The organism is Rothia sp. HMSC069C01, assembly GCF_001814655.1.
GTDB classification, from domain to species: Bacteria; Actinomycetota; Actinomycetes; order Actinomycetales; family Micrococcaceae; genus Rothia; species Rothia dentocariosa.
In genome coordinates this window covers 34,420-49,734 of the sequence record NZ_KV817398.1, presented here as the reverse complement: position 1 = coordinate 49,734, position 15,315 = coordinate 34,420, and the positions used below count along the sequence as shown (strand labels likewise).

Genomic DNA, 15,315 nt, shown 5'->3' with positions numbered 1-15,315 from the left:
GTAACGACGCCATCTTCTGAATGAAAGGGCATAAACTATGGCTGAAAAGTACACTCTTCCCGAGCTCCCCTACGACTACGCGGCGCTCGAACCCCACATCTCCGCAAAGATCATGGAGCTGCACCACGATAAGCACCATGCAGCCTATGTTGCAGGCGCAAACACAGCCCTAGAGCAGCTTGAGGAAGCACGCGCAAACGGCTCCTACGGCAACGTTTCCAAGCTGTCCAAGGATCTTGCCTTCAACCTGGGTGGTCACACCAACCACTCCATCTTCTGGAAGAACCTTTCCCCCGAGGGCGGCGACAAGCCCACCGGCGAGCTCGCAGCGGCTATCGACGAGTTCTTCGGTTCCTTCGATAAGTTCCGTGAGCACTTCACCAACGTTGCCCTCACCATTCAGGGCTCCGGCTGGGCAATTCTCGCCTGGGACACCGTGGGCAAGCGCCTCATCATTGAGCAGCTGTACGACCAGCAGGGCAACATCTCGGTTGCACTGATTCCCGTTCTGCAGCTCGATATGTGGGAGCACGCCTTCTACCTGGACTACCAGAACGTGAAGGGCGACTACGTGAAGGCATTCTGGAACATCGTGAACTGGGCAGATGTCGCTGAGCGCTTCGCCCGTGCAGTGTCGCAGACCAAGGGTCTGGTTGTTCCTGAGTAGTCCTCAAAGATTATCGATGCGCTCGCACTCAGGGCGTATCGTATACGGGCGGGTGCCCGGTGCCTTCGTTAGAAGAGGCGCCGGGCACCCGCTTTGCGCTATAGAACTCATGGGTTAGCGGCTACACGGTGATGAGACGGTATACAGAACCGCGATGCCCTGAACGTGCTTGCTGCTTTGCCATGCCTCGTTTGACCAATTTGGGCAGCGCATACCGAACCTGCCGCGCGGTTAACTGGGTATCTTCTACGAGATCGGTGACCGTAGCGGGCTTCTGCGCTAAGGCAGAATACACCTGTGATTCTGTGGCGGATAGTTCCTGCGGTACGTCAACATGCTGGGAAGACTGTGCCGCCCGTCGCTCCCGTGTGGACTGTGCATCGTTGGTGGATCGGTAAATGATAACGCGTACCTGAATACCTTCATCAAGGATGCGAGCCTCGCGCAAACCAGCATTGCGTAAGGCCTGCTGTGCCGCCAAAATACCTCCGCCTTCTCCCTCAATGAGCCGGCGACCGTCGCTGAGACGAATATTCTGACAGATAGCGTACAGTGCCTCATTCACAGCCGCGGGGCGGTGCACAAGACCAACCTGACTAGGTAGAATACCCCAAAAACCACCGGGGCTGATGATCTCAACACGGCCACGCTTGATAAAAATCTGCACGAACTTTCCCGAAGCATCCTGCTCATAACTGCGGTGCACAAGGGCATTTGCCACGAATTCGCGCAGAGCCACTAGAGGAATTTCGGGTTCATCCATTAGACCCGCCCCGTCAGGGGTTGTTACGGTGCGGTTTTTAAGATTACGCACAAGCCAGGCAAGCGCATCTTCAAGCATGGCAGGAATAGGGCCTTCGCCCCGAAAACGGTCATCATTACGGGCTGTACCGCTCATAGACACTACGCCGATAATACTTGCCCCAGAATAAAACTGCTGCGGATAATCCCCCAGAGCACATAATCCGGCCAAGGTTAAATCGTTCTGCGCGGTGGTGAGAACATTGCGTTTGTGCAGAATTTCCTGGTCAGAGTCATGCCGCAAACGTGCTGAGGAGAGGCGAACCTGACGCAGAAAGTCCTCGGTGTACGGCTCATCTAAATCTTTGACGGACGTGCCAGGAATATTTCGTAGGTCATTCTGTGGTTTATGGCGTTGGGCATACATAAGGCTTAGCGCGTAACTATCCATCGGGTAGTCACCGTCTCCGAGGCGTTGATACGCCACATTACCTTTAAAGCAGGGGCGTTCCTGTATCGGTAACCCTGGAACAGATACGATGAGCACCTGATGATCGCCCAGAACCATATCGGTGGTTTCTACCGCGATTTTGGGTTTGAGATTCTGCGCGGCGTCAATAATTTTCGCTCGTAAATCTTCAAGATCGTAAACGCCCACGGGAGCAAAATCTTGGGATTCGTCCACGCCGCATATGATGGTGCCGCCGTCAGGAAGGTTGGCAAAGCTACAGATAGTCTCAGCAATGGACGACGGGTAACCGTTATGCGCCGACTTCACCTCAACGGTCAGGCTATCCCGACCGAGGAGGCGTAGCTCATTCAGAGTTTGTGTTACTTCTTCAGGCGTATACATGTAAATATTGTAACTCCGAGAGTGACAATGTGGACGTCTGACTGGGCTGAAAGTTACAAATCTGGTGATTTTGGGTGACAAAATGTAACTTTCAGACGGGTTTTTTGTCACTTTGGCATGAAAAACGCGAGTGAACGTGACAAAAATGTAACTCTCGATGGCAATTGTGTAACTTTCACCGGGGAGTCAAACGGGTCCCCTTTGAATTTTGTGGACTTCCGAAGGGGCACACATACTCGCGGGATGCTCTCGAAAGCGGAAAAGCGGGTAAAACTGGGACGGATCGATGTTCGCTAGGCCGCGCCGAGTTCTTGGGCCAGAAGCACCATTTTGCGGCCGCGACCCCAACGGTAATCCCCGATTACGCCGCTCTCACGAATCACTCGGTGGCAGGGAATAATCAGCGCCACCGGGTTGTGCCCCACAGCGGTTCCCACGGCACGGGCGGCACGGGGGCGGCCAATACTCCCAGCCACAGACCCATAACTTTGCACGGACCCCTGCGGAATATTCAAAAGTGCACGCCACACCTGCACCTGAAACGGCGTACCCTTCAAATGCAGGGCGATGCGCTCCCCGCCTCCACCGAAAATACTTAACGCCTGCTCGTGAAAAGGATGCTCGCCCTCATGCAGCTGCGCATTCGGGTATTCGGCGCGCAGGTTCTTAAGAGCCGCATCCGGGTTATCGGCGAAGGCCATATGACATATGCCTTTATCCGTTGCGGCGATCAGCACCATGCCGAAAGGGGACGCTGCGTAACGCCAGACGATGCGCAGGTTCGCCCCGCCGTTCTTGTACTCGCCGGGGGTCATGCCCTCAATGGTGACGAACGCATCGTGCAGGCGCCCCGTGCCGCTGAACCCGCTCGACCAGGCCGCATCGAGCGTGCTCTGCTGCCCAGCGAGCGCCGCCTTCGCCCGTTCAAGGCTGATATGCTGCAGCATTTTCTTGGGGCTCACCCCCGCCAACTGCTGGAACTGCCGCTGCAGGTATTCGGGGCTCACATGAACCGCTTGGGATACCTGCGCGAGCGTGGGCTGATCTGCGGCGTGGTCATATAGGTACTCGATAGCGGCGGCTATGCGCCCGAACTGGACGGTCTGCTCGATCGGGTCTGTGATGCTCAAAGATTCTCCTAGTTCAAGGTCTTAACACTAGAGAATACGGATGTTCCGGGTGGAAAACGACCCGATTCTTGACCTTGTGCGCGGGAGGCGTAGAAGCGGGAATATTCTCATCGCTCCGGAATAAGAAACTTCTCCCGGATTTGTGGGGTTGGCTGAAGTGGCCGATTAGTCACCCTGTCTGTGAAGCGAAGAGTTATACGGAATGCCCACGGAATAGAACGAAGAATGTTTAGCACGGTGCCTCCCTGAGGGTCTTTGCCGAAATGCTGAGCGTGCGGTCGATACGGATGCGCTCGCAAAAATCCTCATCGTGGCTAACGATGATCAACGCGCCGGTATAGGCATCGAGCGCCTGTACCAGCCAATCCACCGACGAAATATCTAGGTTATTCGTGGGCTCATCCAACAGAAGAAGCTGCGGCACCGGGTCAGTGAGCAGAACTGTCGCCAGCGCGGCACGAAAACGTTCACCCCCGGAAAGCTCCCCAATACGCTGATGCACGCTCTCGCGCCTGAACAGCAGCCGCGCCAGTTGATCGCGAAGATGCTGTTCGCTCGCCCCCGGGTTCGCCAGCTGCACGGTTTCAAGGAGGGTGCGTTCAGGGTCAAGCGTGATGCGCTGCGGCAGATACGCGGCGTTGCCCAGACGGTAAAGCACCCGGTAAGCAGGCGGCACGGGGGAGCGGTAGTCGGGGTCATTCGCGTGCGCTATCGCGTTGAGAAGCACGGTCTTGCCGCTGCCGTTTGCTCCCGTGATGCGCAAATGTTCGGGCCCGGTCAGGATAAGAGCCTCGGGAAAGTCTTGGCTGCGGGACGAATAATCAACTTCATAAGGTTGCGTTTCATGTGAAACGGTATTTTGGGTGTTTACATTCTTAAATTCGGCACTCTGTTGCGCAGACACGCAAGAGTCTTTCCCCACCCGTTGTAATTCCAGCACCTGCCGCCCCGCCGGGAGTGCATCCTGAGCGAATTCCAGGTAGATACTCTCCTGCACGCGCAGGTTCTCTTGGGCTTCTTCATAGATAGACTGTGTCTTGGAAAGGTCTAAGCTACGGGTTCCGCGTAGCTTGTTTGCTGCTTGGCGCGAGGCGTCTTTAGCAAGAGCTCGAATCGTATCTGGTTGGTCGTCTTTCCAAACATGGGAGGTATTGCGTGATATAACTTCATGGGCACGAATCCATTCTTTCTTCGCCTTGCGCACCTCATTTTTCGCCTCGTTCACGCGGCGATGCGCGGCACTCTCCTCGGCCTTCCGCGCCGCCCGGTAGGTGTCGTAGTTGCCCTCATATGTGCGCAGATGCGCCCGCCCCTCACGGTCGGCGTGCAGCTCGGCGATCACGTTCATGTGTGCGAGCAGATCGCGGTCGTGGCTGATGATAAGCGCCGGGCAGGCGAGGGTTTCAAGAGCCGCAAAAAGCCGACTCTTCGCGGCAGAATCCAGGTTATTCGTGGGCTCATCCAGCAGAATAAACTCGGGGTTCGAGCGCAGAAGCGCGGTGAGCGCGGCAGTGACCGTCTGACCGCCCGAAAAGGTGCTAAGGGGGCGCATCAGAAGGCTGCGAATGGCGTGCGGGTCGGCGGCATCCGTGGTGAGCGCAGGGGCAAAACCGTACTCGGCAAGGGTCGCGAGAGTGCGCTCTTCAATATCCCAGGCGTCGCCGATAACGTCATAAAGGTCGGGGGAGTAGTTGCCCGATTCCAGCGCATCGAGCGCCCGCAGAATTTTTGTAATTCCAAAAATATCGGCAAGATGCTGATGCTCGCTCAACCCCAAATCTTGCGGCAGATACGCTATGCGCGGCGGGGCGCTGATTATGCCGTGACTAGGCTTTATCTCGCCAAGAATAAGCCTGAAGAGGGTAGTTTTCCCGGTGCCGTTATCGCCGATAAGCCCGGTGAGTGGCGCGGAAAATACGGCGGAGAGGTCGATGAAAAGCGGGGGTTCACCCGGATGCGCATACGAAATATGGTCGAGTGTAATGTGGTGTGGCATGGGCCGAGTTCCTTCGAGTCGGTGCTCGGATCCCTGCCATCGCAGCGCGCGTTAGGTGTGAGGGCATGAAAAAACCCGAGCATGGTGTGTAGATACACGTAAGCCCGGGTAGTGGGGTGGGCGCATAAAAGCGCTCTGACCTGGTGTTTTGATCCGGGCTATGCTCGGGAGCCGCTCATGTGCTGGTGCCTCCTCGTGTGCCGATGCGCTTCCGTGCGCCTCGGTGGAATAGATAGGGACAATCCGGAATGTGACCCGGATAACCTCTAGTGTAGGGAGTGGCGATAGCGCCTGTCAATCATGGGGCGCATTAATCTCTGTTTCGACCGGGATACTCGCGAGCGGGAGCGTTTTCTTCATTTGGGAGCAGTTAAAGTGCTCCCAAATGAAGAAAACGCTCCCGGAACTCCCCTGTCGACATCAGCACTTCTGTATCACTCTGGCTTGCGCGCCACTATCGCCAGGTGGTCGCGGTGCCGCCCAGCGCGGCGGGTGTGAACTTCTTCCACCGTAAACCCGGCCTTCTCGCACAGCGCGGAAAACTCTGGAACGCTCACATAATAGGCGGTTGTCACGGCGTGCGCGAAGGGCAAGCCGTGTTCGCCCAGAAACATCCCTAGAAGAAGGCATCCTCCCGGAAGCAACAGCCGATAGAACTCGGTGAGTGTGCCGGTAAGGTGAGCTGGCGGCGTGTGAATAAGCGAATACCAGGCGAGAATTCCCGCGAAAGACCCGTCAGTATAGGGCGTGTGTGCCATATCCATGACCTCGAAGCTAAGGTTTGGGGCGCTAGAGGCGGCGCGGGCATGGGCAATAAATTCGGGGGTTACATCTATGCCGGTGACGGATCGGTCTGCGGAGGCGAGCAGGCGCGCCCAATGCCCGGGGCCGCATCCGGCATCAAGAATACTGCCTGGCACGGATGCGCCCCACGACTTGATTAGGGCAATATCAGTCGGTTCCATCTGATCGAGCGACCCCAGCGCCTCACAATATTCCGCCGCCCGCGCCCCATACCTGCTGCTGACTGTCACTAGGCGATCCCTTTCCACGTTGAGGCTGCAGAACGCGTATATACGCAGGTAGCTTTATATTTACATATTTGTGCCTGCTGGCGCGAGGCTGACTTTGGGCAAACTGCCTCGTAAGTTCTGCTTGCACTCTCATAAAAATCGAGCTCCGGCACCTTCAAAGATGCCGGAGCTCTGATTTGCCATGAGCTACTGTTACTTACTAATAAGTCCCGGTAGCTGGGACAGCTTTATTGTGGCGAGCCTGAGAAATTAATTATCTTAGTACCCGAAATCTGCGGAAAGGTGGCAATCGGCGCTGGAGTATCCGTCTCCTGTAGCCTTCTGCTCATCTTTAACTTCGCCGTTAACGATGATCTTGCACGTTACTTCTACGCCGTCTTCGGTGGAACTGACGTGGAGGTTATAACCGTCTTTGCGCTTAGTCTGATCTTCTTGCTTCCATTCGCCGTTAAAATCTGCGCTGCTTGTAGACCCTAGTGTGCCATATGTCACGTGTCCTTCGCCGGTGGAGGTCGCTACTAGCTCAACTTTGATATCCTCGTCTGCATGGGCTGACGCAGAACTAATGGAATCTGACGCAGATTTTGCGCCAGCAAAAACTAGCGCTGAGCATCCTGCAAAAATGAGGAGAATGACCAGGCAGCCGCCACCAAGAAACCAAGGCCATTTAGGTTTTTTCTTGGGTTCGGGCATGGGGTATTGAGGTGCGGAAGGTTGAGACATCAGTGTTTCCTTAGAAATAGTTGTAAGTAATTTGTGTGATAACGGTACCGGCCATTGGTACCGCAGTAATTATAGATCTCTGCGTGATGAGTTTGTCTATTCGATGGTTATAACGTAGAGCAATAAGCGCTGCCATATTTACCGGTGGCACTTTTCTCTGATTTAACTTTGCCGTCAATTATGAGTTTGCAGGTGACGACCTGTGAATCATCAGAGTTGAAAATGTCTCCGCTGACAGAAACAGCGTAATAGTCGCTCTTACTGATTTCTTCGGTATATGACCATGAATTTTCAAATTTTGCGGTGTTATGCGACCCTGAACCTCCGTAGGATGCATTTCCAGAGCCTGACGCAGTAGCTTCAATGGTCACAGTACGCGTATTTTTCTTTGTGGTTGTGTGAGTGTTTTGTGGCGGTTCTTCTTTCTTTTCTTCGGCGGGAGGTTGCGCGGCAGTGCTTTCTGGGGTTGCTTCTTCGGGCATGTGAGAAGAAGCAACAGCAGAGGGGCTTGCCGATGCTGGCCTGCTGGGAGACGATGCGCCAATGAGGGCTATCACTCCAACAAATACCAGGCCAAGAGCCAACAGCCCAGCACAGCCCAGGCAACCTATGAGTGTGTAGGTTCCTGCTTTATTTTCATTGGGTTTAGCGAGTGAAGGTTGGTTATTGTAAGGGGTGCCTTCCATGGTGTATTCCTGTTCTACGCAGAGAACAAAAAATATAATACTCCATCTACGAAAATTATTCATCAGAAAAAACTTTTCATGTCTGATGTGAGGATTCTATGTCTGAAAAAGCCGATATACCGCTGAACTTGTCTTGACACTGTGCTTTAGTAAGAAGCTCACAGAAAATTTTTCATGTCTGGCTTTGTTATTTATGTGTAGATATCAAAACTTAATGTCTGAGGGCTCTTCTCTGTCAATCACCGCAGATTTGCCACAGTAACAAGGATTCTTAATGCAGGATTTTCTGCTGACCGAGACGTCATGACGTGGAGAGTACAAAAACGGGGGCGTTTTCTTCATGCAGGAGCAGTTAAACCTGGCTCGTTACCTCGCCAGCTTCAGAACGTTATTTATTCCCTCGCGCGCTCGGAATAACGTCCCTCAGCGTATGAAGAAAACACTCCCGGATTTAGAGTGTCTGAGTATTCCACCAGTTTTTAAACGTGGTACCAGTACTTCACGCGATCAAAATAACGACCCCTGAGCGACGCAACTTGTCGCTCCCGGAACTCGTCTAAGACTCGCGGCGCTCGCGGTACATGCCCAGCGGGCCCGCATCCGCATAAGCCTGCGCCGTGTTGTAGCGGTACAGGCGCGGCGGGCGGTGGCGGGTACCTTCAATACGCCGGCCGGTATCAATAATCGATTTCGAGGCTGCAATCTGGCGGCGGAAATTCGCGGGATCCAGCGGGCGGCCGAGAATTGCCTCGTACACCTCACGCAGCTGTGCCAACGTAAACTCATCGCCCAAGAACGAGTGCGCAATACGCGAATATTCAACCTTATTCTGCAGGCGGTACAGGGCGTACTCCACAATCTCGTTGTGGTCGAAAGCCAGCTCGGGAAGCTCATCTACCGGGAACCAGCGAATATTTTCGTGCACGCGAGTCTGCGAAACCTCGGTCGCCGGGATCGAAGCCCAATAAACTACCGAAACCACACGCTCATGATCCGCCCCAGGTGCCGGAACCGGCGTGCCGTTGATGCGCGCCGCACGCGCCTCCGGGGCACGCAAAACATCACCGAACGCATACAGCTGTTCCAAATACCCAGGCTCAAGACCGGTCGCGCGCTTGAGCGTGTACCCCGCCGCCTGCTCTAGGGACTGCTGGGACTGCAAGGGACCGCCGGGAAGCGCCCACTGACCCTTATAAGGCTCGCGCAGGCGGCGCACCAGCGGGAGCCAAAGACTTGGGCGCGCACTATTCTTTTTGTGGCGTAATGCAAGAATCACGGTAGAAACCGCTAACGAAACCGAACTGTGGTCGGCCTCGTGCTCTTCGGGGACCTCAGCTGCGTAATGTGGTGATGAGTTCATCCATGACTCCTGTACTTATTTTTGTGTGCCCTATAACCATTTTAAGGGTAAAAACGGCGTTACACGACTTACGGCGCGCGCATCCGACGGATACACGCGCTGCATGGTTGGACTCTTGAGGTAAAGCGGCTAATTCTCGATGTTCAGCTCGCCCATAGCGTCCCATCCGTCACCGTCAATTTGGCGGGAGATAATCTTCGGAGTCTCGCGCAGAGCCGGGCGCATATCGGCTATGGCTTGGGCGAAATGCGCGGAGTTCACATGAGCCGCCGCGCCGTCGTCCTCGAACGCCTCCACCAGCACGAACTCGTTCGGATCCTCAACGCTGCGCGACCACTCAAACCACTTGTTGCCGGGTTCGGCACGGGTTGCCTCGGTGAAGTCGCGGGTTAAATCCAGCCATTTTTCGGTGTATTCGGGCTTGACGGGAAATTTCACAACAATAAAAATCATGACGACTCCTAATACGCAAGATGCGGAACACTTCTATTCTTTCACAGGATGCACTCGCGCGGGCAGAGGCTCTAACGCGCGAGCAGGTCGGATTCCGCCGACAAGGTAGGATTTTCCAACCTCCTCGGGCCAAAAACCACCTGCTCGCGGCTAGTCGTGGGGTGTTCACGGGCGTAGGGTTAAAGGTATGACTACTGCACAGATAAAGTTCCTTGAGACGGATCCCGCCATGATCTCCGCCGAAACTACTCTGCGGGCGGCGGCGAGTGATGTGTACGCCCTAATTGCCGACCCCGCCCGCCATACCGAGCTTGACGGAGGCGGTTCGGTGCGTGGGCTGGTATCCGGCGACACCCCCGAACTGCGCGAAGGCGATACATTCACCGAAAAAATGTTCCTGGGCATCCCATACCGCATGTCTCCTACGGTCGTGCGCGCCGAGAAGAACCAGATCCTCTCCTGGCGCATGCCTGCCGACCACTACTGGACCTGGGAGATCGCAGATAACCACGACGGCACCGTGACCGTGCGTGAAACCTGGGATGCTTCCGAAGCGAAAATTTTTGGGTTCATTCCCGCTGTGCCCGTATTCCGTACATTTGGTGCGTTCGCGCGTAACCGCCGTAATATTGCGCTGTCGCTGGCGAAACTGCATCGCACCTTTGAGAAGTAGGGTTTTTCTTGTCTGCTTCTTCCCTGCGAGCAGATAGTATTTCGACGAAAAGATAGCAATCCGTTACCTGCTCGTCGAAATACTATCTGCTCGCGGTGTTATGCCGATACGAAACACTACCGCGCTGCGCGCCTGAGAATGTCGAGCACATCCAGCAGAATATCCCGATCAGCCTTGATGCGTTTGCGCGCCGCCGGGTTCGCCATGCCTCCCGCAAACGCCGCACTGTAATACATGCCGTCCCCCAGTAAAAGCACGGTGCGCGCCATCTTATCGTCCCCAATCTCCGCGCGAATCAGCTCATACCACTGCCCCTGAATCTCGTCCATGAGTTCGCGTGCCGCCGGGTTCTTATCCTGCGCCAACCGTGAGAGGGCAACCAGGCATATATCGAATGGGGTGCCCTGAAAGGTTGAGGTGTTGATGTAATAGGCACTGGCCCCCTCGGGTGCGGCGCGCATCTTCTCAAGGTCTTCGTCTGCGTAGGTGCGGGTGCGGTCTAAAAGCGCCTGAAAGAGCGCCTTTTTCGAGCCGAAATGATAGAGCAGCCCACCTTTAGAAACTTTCGCTTGGGCGGCGACCGCATCAAGGGTGGTGGCACGTTCACCGGCCTGTACCAGCAGATGTTCATAAGCGTCTAGAATCTGCTCGCGCGAGTTGTTGGCGCGGGTCGCACGGGGTTCGGATGCGCTGGCTGGGGTAGTCATAATCACCATTCTACGGATTAGAAACTTTACCGTCTAGTTGGTATAGTTAGTGTGTCCGTGGTTGTCTGCGCGGCGCATCCTTACTACCCCAAGCAAAGCCTCTAGCAGCAACCCCTCTGCGGACTATGAGCACTTGCCGCCCGGCGCATCTGCCGCAAGTGCCGAAAACTCCCAGATGCGTGTGAACACAACGATGAACAACTCATACCCCGTCACCGAGGCGCTGCCTATTCACGCGCCCGATCAGAAAATCAAACGGTGGATTGCCTTGACCGTGCTCATGCTGCCGGTGCTGCTTGTCTCGGTCGATAACACCGTGCTCGCATTCGCCGTGCCCTCAATCGCGCAGGCGCTCGAACCATCTTCCAGCGAGCAACTCTGGATCGTAGACGCCTACTCGCTCGTGCTCGCAGGGCTGCTCGTGCCTATGGGAAGCCTGGGGGACCGCATCGGGCGGCGTAAAATCCTGCTGATCGGTTCCGTCGGGTTTGCAGTTATCTCGGCACTCGCCGCATTCGCACCCACCGCCCTGTTGCTTGTCATCGCCCGCGCCGTACTCGGGTTCTTCGGCGCCATGCTCATGCCCGCCACGCTCTCACTCATTCGCAACATCTTCCGTGACCCGAAAGAACGCCGCACCGCAATCGCCGTGTGGGCGGCAGGCTTCTCCGCCGGTGCAGCGCTCGGCCCTATCGTGGGCGGATTCCTGCTGAGTCATTTCTGGTGGGGATCGGTGTTCCTTATGGCGGTACCCGTACTCGTACCGTTCCTCGTGCTCGCACCCATGACCGTGCCCGAATCGAAAGATCCAAACCCCGGCCCGCTCGATATGGTGAGCATCCTACTGATTATGATCGCCATGATCGGCATAACCTTCGGACTCACCCATATTTCCGAAGCGGGCGTGGATGCGCTCGCACTCAGTACCGCCCTTATTGGCGCCGTATTCGGTTTCTTCTTCGTGCGTCGTCAGTTGCGCCGCGGGTGTGCGGGAACCACCCCCATGCTCGATGTTCGCCTCTTCAAAAACACCGTGTTCACCGGTGGGATTCTGGCGAACCTGTTCGCCATGTTCGTAGATGTTGGGTTCCTGCTCTTCGTCTCGCAGCATTTGCAGCTAGTTTCGGGGTACTCTCCCATGCAGGCGGGTCTGTTCCTAATTCCCGGGCTGGCGTGCACCATTGTTGCGGGCCTGTACGCCGCTAAGCTCGTTTCGCGGTTCCACCCGGCGGTGATTGTGTCTTCAGGGCTTGCCTTGGGTGCCCTCGGGTACGTGTTTGTGGTGTTCTTCGGTTCGCGCAACGACCTTCTGCTCATGCTTTCCTTCATGTTCTTAGGCTTGAGCGTGGGTGCGGCTCAGACCATCTCGAATGACCTAATTCTTTCTAGCGTTCCGGCGAATAAGGCGGGTGCTGCGTCAGCGATTTCTGAGACCGCCTACGAGTTCGGCACCGTGCTGGGTACCGTGGTGATCGGCGGCATGCTGACCGCAATTTACCGTGCACAGGTGACGGTTCCCGCCGGTCTTAATGCGGATGCGGCCCATGCGGCGGGCGAAACCCTCGGCGGCGCGACCGCAGTTGCCGGGCAGCTTCCCTCGGATCTAAGTGCCGAGCTGCTGCATTCGGCGCATGCCGCGTTCGATTCGGGCGTGCTGGTAACCGCAACCTTTAGCGCCGTACTTCTGGCGGTGCTGTCGGTCTTCACCTACCGGATGCTCCGCTCGGCACCCGCCGAACTGGAGAAAGCAGAGCACTAGGACGGAACTCCAGTTTCATTGCTAAAAAGAGCCTTGATGCGAATAAAGCGGCGAAAACACTCTTTATTCACATCAAGGCTCTTTTAGCGCGGAAGTAGGCGCCGGAAAGACCGCAGAAGACCCATAATTCAGGGAAGGAAATTTTACATGGAAACCAAATGAACGCGGCAGGAAGAAGCTCAGATGTTACGGTAGAAGTACCAGCTTCAGCGAGTAGGTGCCGCGTCAGCTTACGCGTTCTTTGCCGCCGCATACGCGCATTCAGGCTACTAGGATGCGCACAAGGGCAGTCGCTACAGTCGCCGCGCGCCGGGAGGATAACCACGTGGATATTAAAGACTGGATGGCGCCTATGGTCACGCTCGCCATCGGCGCCAGTACCATTTTCATCTCCTATAAAAACTACCAATCACAAACCCAAGCCAAACCCTCGGAGCTTGCCCGCTTAGAGCTGTGGAGCAAATTGCTTGCGGAAGCGGGAATCGATATTGGCGACCTGCCGCCCGAGGATGAACTTACCGCCGAACAGCGCGAGATCCTTGAAAATTACCGGGTTTTCCTCAAGCGTGCGTCGCTCGAATCGAAGCTGCGTAAGGTCGGTATCGAGAATAACCGCCTATTCAACTTGCTGATGAAACGCGCGCATTCTCCCGTAAAGCCTACCCCCATCGGGTTTGGCGATTCCATTATTTACTATCGTCTTATTCTGTGGCTTTTCGCATTTATTTGGATTCCGATAGCCATCATTTTCTTGGGTATTCCGGTGTTGATCTCGTTCGGTGCGTATTTGTACCGCATGTTTGTAACCCGCAGCGGTGGTAGTTATGTGGACTATTCAATTCCGGTTGGCTCGCTCGTCATTATCATTATTGGGCTTCTCGCCGTTGGCGGGCTCTGGTACCTACAAAACAAGATTCGTTCGGCGATTATCGCCAATAACGTGTATTTCTATTTCTGGGACACCTACGGCGCCAAGCGAGGCAGCCGCGATTCCGTGCAGGCATACACCGAGCGGCTGACCGCGAAAACCTACTCTGACCTGCTTTTTATTGGGCAGCACGAGTTCGCGCAGCAGTTCCGCGAGAACATGTACATGGCGGGCATTCAAGAGATTGATGAATATCCGCGCGTGCTCAGCGATGTGGGCATGATTCCGCGTAACCACCAGGTAGTTGAGGCGACCGCAGACTACAACTGGCTTGACCGCATCATTAACTGGATGCGCGCCAAAATCGGCATGGAACCGAAGCCTGCACGCGTTATCTACACCCTGGAACGTAAACCGCCGAAGGGTGCGGGGGCAACTGCGTCCGGGATTGACGTGCAGCTTCATGAGCTCAAGCCGGGCAAGAAAAAGCGTTTTAGGCGCAAGCGCAAGAAGGGTCGGGTGCTTATGCAGGCTGAACCGGCGACGGATGCGGTGCCCCTCTACACCGAGCACCCTGACGATGCGGCGAATGATGCCTCGGAGGCTGATTCCGCGGCAGCTTCGCAGCCTCAAGTGGTGAACGGCCCGACTCTGACCGATGAATTGGTTGAGGACCTCAGCACCGGGCAGATTCCGCTGGTTCAGGTTCGCAGAGAGCAGGGGCAGAAGTCGCAGAAGAATGCGGGCGCCGGGGATGCTGGCTCGGCAGAAACGTATGACATAGATAGTGCCGCTGATGGTGCTCGTGCAGATTCCCCGAAGTCGGCATCGGAAGGTTCGTCTGAGTAATACACACATATCCCTGGTGTAAAAAAGGCTCTTTATTTCAATAAAGCGTTAGAAATATTGCTTTATATAAATAAAGAGCCTTTTTAGTATCAGATAAATTTAAAAGTATTATTTTTTGAGAATATTCAGGGAGCTTTCACAGAATACCCAGGCTATAAGCTTAGGGTGAAGCCATGACTATTGATGAGAACCTTCCAAAACCTGAGCATGGAACGATCCAGGCTCAAGATGTTCATGAGATAGAGAAAGAATCTGAAACGGATTCGGCTGAGAAGCAGAATTTGTTTCCTCCTAGCCTTATAACTGTACAGATTATCAGGACTGCTCTTGAGCTCATATTGGTAGTGCCGTTACTGCCATTGCTCTCTAATCCTCTAGGGATAATCCTTTTCTTGCCTTTTGGTTTGTATTTTGTTTTGCAGGCTGCGGCATGGTCACGGACAGAGAAAGAAACTCAGATCGCTTGGATTTTAGGAAGCAACATTTATAGCCTGATGATTGTTGCGCCTATTGGTGCTTTTTATACATGGTTCGTGATGGAGGTGACGGCTCCAAATGCCGATGTTCGACCATTATGGTGGTTTATAGGTGCCTGCGTTCTTGAAGCAATCATGAGCATTTTTATGATCGTTGCGATGAGTGTGATCAAGAAAAACTCTCCGCATGATTTTCAGGACAAGGGAGTCACTGTCGCTAAACCTCGAATATATGATGATGCTCTACACAGTTCTCAGGGAAGGATACACGAGGTGGGTGATGAATCAGAATCCTTGAAGAAGCATCATGAAGATCCGATTGTAGAAATTCCTTGGCAGC

The 15,315-nt window shown here is 54.9% G+C and carries 14 protein-coding genes; 5 read left to right on the top strand and 9 right to left on the bottom strand.

The features are described 5' to 3' along the window. Positions 1–37: 37 nt before the first annotated feature. Positions 38–667, top strand: a complete 630-nt coding sequence (locus tag HMPREF2981_RS06595) for a superoxide dismutase (RefSeq protein ID WP_048780277.1) — start codon at positions 38–40, stop codon at positions 665–667. Positions 668–788: 121 nt separating this feature from the next. Here the strand turns inward: HMPREF2981_RS06595 and HMPREF2981_RS06590 are convergent, their stop codons facing one another. From HMPREF2981_RS06590 to HMPREF2981_RS06555, 8 genes are all read right to left on the bottom strand, one after another. Further along, entirely contained in the window at positions 789–2,261 is a 1,473-nt protein-coding gene (locus HMPREF2981_RS06590) for an RNA-binding domain-containing protein (protein ID WP_070661811.1), read from the bottom strand. Between the two features lie 293 nt (positions 2,262–2,554). Next, positions 2,555–3,391 (bottom strand): bifunctional transcriptional activator/DNA repair enzyme AdaA, encoded by an 837-nt coding sequence (locus HMPREF2981_RS06585; RefSeq protein ID WP_070661808.1) that lies wholly within the window; start codon positions 3,389–3,391, stop codon positions 2,555–2,557. Positions 3,392–3,620: 229 nt separating this feature from the next. Further along, the gene (locus HMPREF2981_RS06580; RefSeq protein WP_070661805.1) at positions 3,621–5,387 is read right to left on the bottom strand and encodes an ABC-F family ATP-binding cassette domain-containing protein; all 1,767 of its coding nucleotides are present in this window, start codon (positions 5,385–5,387) and stop codon (positions 3,621–3,623) included. Between the two features lie 434 nt (positions 5,388–5,821). Next, complete coding sequence (locus HMPREF2981_RS06575) at positions 5,822–6,421, bottom strand: class I SAM-dependent methyltransferase (protein WP_246825356.1); 600 nt, start codon at positions 6,419–6,421, stop codon at positions 5,822–5,824. Between the two features lie 258 nt (positions 6,422–6,679). Next, entirely contained in the window at positions 6,680–7,144 is a 465-nt protein-coding gene (locus HMPREF2981_RS06570) for an MmpS family transport accessory protein (protein ID WP_070448444.1), read from the bottom strand. 107 nt (positions 7,145–7,251) lie between these two features. Next, positions 7,252–7,893 carry an MmpS family transport accessory protein gene (locus tag HMPREF2981_RS11100; RefSeq protein ID WP_246822536.1) on the bottom strand — a complete coding sequence of 214 codons (642 nt, stop codon included), beginning with the start codon at positions 7,891–7,893 and terminating at the stop codon, positions 7,252–7,254. A 493-nt stretch (positions 7,894–8,386) separates the two neighbouring features. Then, the gene (locus HMPREF2981_RS06560; RefSeq protein ID WP_004006338.1) at positions 8,387–9,190 is read right to left on the bottom strand and encodes an NUDIX hydrolase; all 804 of its coding nucleotides are present in this window, start codon (positions 9,188–9,190) and stop codon (positions 8,387–8,389) included. 129 nt (positions 9,191–9,319) lie between these two features. After that, entirely contained in the window at positions 9,320–9,643 is a 324-nt protein-coding gene (locus tag HMPREF2981_RS06555; protein ID WP_004006339.1) for a putative quinol monooxygenase, read from the bottom strand. 187 nt (positions 9,644–9,830) lie between these two features. Here HMPREF2981_RS06555 and HMPREF2981_RS06550 point away from each other — a divergent pair, with 187 nt between their 5' ends. Further along, the gene (locus tag HMPREF2981_RS06550; protein ID WP_070661799.1) at positions 9,831–10,316 is read left to right on the top strand and encodes an SRPBCC family protein; all 486 of its coding nucleotides are present in this window, start codon (positions 9,831–9,833) and stop codon (positions 10,314–10,316) included. A 116-nt stretch (positions 10,317–10,432) separates the two neighbouring features. Here HMPREF2981_RS06550 and HMPREF2981_RS06545 read toward each other — a convergent pair whose 3' ends face one another. Continuing rightward, positions 10,433–11,023, bottom strand: coding sequence for a TetR/AcrR family transcriptional regulator (locus HMPREF2981_RS06545; protein ID WP_070627106.1), 591 nt, complete (start codon positions 11,021–11,023; stop codon positions 10,433–10,435). Between the two features lie 193 nt (positions 11,024–11,216). On the opposite strand from HMPREF2981_RS06545, the gene HMPREF2981_RS06540 reads away from it, so the two are divergent. From HMPREF2981_RS06540 to HMPREF2981_RS06530, 3 genes are all read left to right on the top strand, one after another. Continuing rightward, complete coding sequence (locus HMPREF2981_RS06540; protein ID WP_070661843.1) at positions 11,217–12,782, top strand: MFS transporter; 1,566 nt, start codon at positions 11,217–11,219, stop codon at positions 12,780–12,782. Positions 12,783–13,107: 325 nt separating this feature from the next. Then, positions 13,108–14,499, top strand: coding sequence for a CoA-disulfide reductase (locus HMPREF2981_RS06535; RefSeq protein ID WP_246825354.1), 1,392 nt, complete (start codon positions 13,108–13,110; stop codon positions 14,497–14,499). Between the two features lie 173 nt (positions 14,500–14,672). Further along, positions 14,673–15,315 (top strand): hypothetical protein (locus HMPREF2981_RS06530; RefSeq protein ID WP_070661794.1); only part of this gene is annotated, 643 nt, incomplete at its 3' end.

Excerpts from the sequence above, each read along its gene's own strand:
- HMPREF2981_RS06545 (WP_070627106.1), bottom strand. The coding sequence starts at position 11,023 with ATGACTACCCCAGCCAGCGCATCCGAACCCCGTGCGACCCGCGCCAAC.
- HMPREF2981_RS06595 (WP_048780277.1), top strand. The coding sequence starts at position 38 with ATGGCTGAAAAGTACACTCTTCCCGAGCTCCCCTACGACTACGCGGCG.
- HMPREF2981_RS11100 (WP_246822536.1), bottom strand. The coding sequence starts at position 7,893 with ATGAATAATTTTCGTAGATGGAGTATTATATTTTTTGTTCTCTGCGTA.
- HMPREF2981_RS06540 (WP_070661843.1), top strand. The coding sequence starts at position 11,217 with ATGAACAACTCATACCCCGTCACCGAGGCGCTGCCTATTCACGCGCCC.
- HMPREF2981_RS06590 (WP_070661811.1), bottom strand. The coding sequence starts at position 2,261 with ATGTATACGCCTGAAGAAGTAACACAAACTCTGAATGAGCTACGCCTC.
- HMPREF2981_RS06550 (WP_070661799.1), top strand. The coding sequence starts at position 9,831 with ATGACTACTGCACAGATAAAGTTCCTTGAGACGGATCCCGCCATGATC.
- HMPREF2981_RS06580 (WP_070661805.1), bottom strand. The coding sequence starts at position 5,387 with ATGCCACACCACATTACACTCGACCATATTTCGTATGCGCATCCGGGT.
- HMPREF2981_RS06555 (WP_004006339.1), bottom strand. The coding sequence starts at position 9,643 with ATGATTTTTATTGTTGTGAAATTTCCCGTCAAGCCCGAATACACCGAA.
- HMPREF2981_RS06570 (WP_070448444.1), bottom strand. The coding sequence starts at position 7,144 with ATGTCTCAACCTTCCGCACCTCAATACCCCATGCCCGAACCCAAGAAA.
- HMPREF2981_RS06560 (WP_004006338.1), bottom strand. The coding sequence starts at position 9,190 with ATGAACTCATCACCACATTACGCAGCTGAGGTCCCCGAAGAGCACGAG.